Source organism: Fimbriimonadaceae bacterium (genome assembly GCA_019638775.1).
Taxonomy (GTDB): domain Bacteria; phylum Armatimonadota; class Fimbriimonadia; order Fimbriimonadales; family Fimbriimonadaceae; genus JAHBTD01.
The window spans coordinates 1-1,156 of the sequence record JAHBTD010000115.1; the positions used below are offsets into that span (position 1 = coordinate 1).

Annotated in this window: 1 protein-coding gene; it reads left to right on the plus strand. The window is 60.0% G+C overall.

The annotated features are described in order from the left end of the window. The coding region (locus tag KF784_20345; GenBank protein ID MBX3121407.1) for a sigma-54-dependent Fis family transcriptional regulator at nucleotides 1-913 on the plus strand (913 nt) is incomplete at its 5' end. Nucleotides 914-1,156 lie beyond the last annotated feature (243 nt).

Below are 1,156 nucleotides of genomic sequence, written 5' to 3' on the forward strand. Positions count from 1 at the left end.
CGTCTTGATCGGCGGGGAGAACGGCACCGGCAAGGAACTGGTGGCCAGGGCTATCCATCAGCACAGCGGGCGGGCGAACCAACCGTTCGTGGCGGTGAACTGCGCGGCCATTCCCGAGACGTTGATCGAAAGCGAGTTGTTCGGCCATGAACGAGGCGCCTTCAGCGGGGCGACGACGATGAAGCGCGGACAGTTCGAGCAGGCCGACGGCGGCACCCTGTTTCTCGACGAGATCGCAGACATGAGTCTGAGCACCCAGGCCAAGGTGTTGCGGGCGTTGCAAGAACAGCAGTTCACGCGCGTGGGGGGGACCAAGCTGATCAAGGTGGATGTGCGCGTCCTGGCCGCCTCGAACAAGGATCTCTTGCAGGAGATCGACAAGGGGACGTTCCGCGAGGACTTGTTCTACCGGCTGAACGTGGTGCCGATCGTCGTGCCCACCTTGCGCGATCGCCGCGAAGACATTCCCTTGCTGGTGAAACATTTCCTGCGCGTGCATGCCGAAGAGCAGGGCTTGAAGCTGAAGCAGGTGTCTCCGGAAGCCATGGAGGTGTTCATGCACTATGAATGGCCCGGAAACATTCGCGAACTGCGCAACTTGATCGAGCGGCTGATGATCATGGTGCCGGGGCCGGTAATCGAGGCGTCCCACGCGTCCGTCGCGCTACAAGTCCGTCCCCAACTGTCCGCCGCCCACGCGGCCGGCGGGGCGCAACCGGTCAATACGTTGCTGACCAGACCCTATGATTCGCTCCGCGACGCGCGGAATGCGTTTGAAAAGGAATTCATCGCACGGAAGTTGCGCGAACATCACTGGAATATTTCCCGCACGGCGGAAGACCTCAAAATCGAGCGCAGCCATCTGCATCGGAAGATTAAGTTGCTTGATGTCGAGATGCGCCCCGAAATGTAACCGGGCCACTGAAACAGCTCCCCAACGTCGTTCTCGGCTCGAATCGATCCTCAACGTACCCCAGAGGGTACGCTTCCGGTTCTTTCTCGCCTGCGGCCTCGTTGGATGAGCTGTTTGAGCAGCCCTTCCAGTGTTGACGTCTGATGGACTCGCGAAGCGTCCCAGTGCATGAGACTGTTGTTGACCCACTATCAGTCGGCTCGTTAAGATGCGGCCCCTATGACTACTTATCGTGATGCCGGG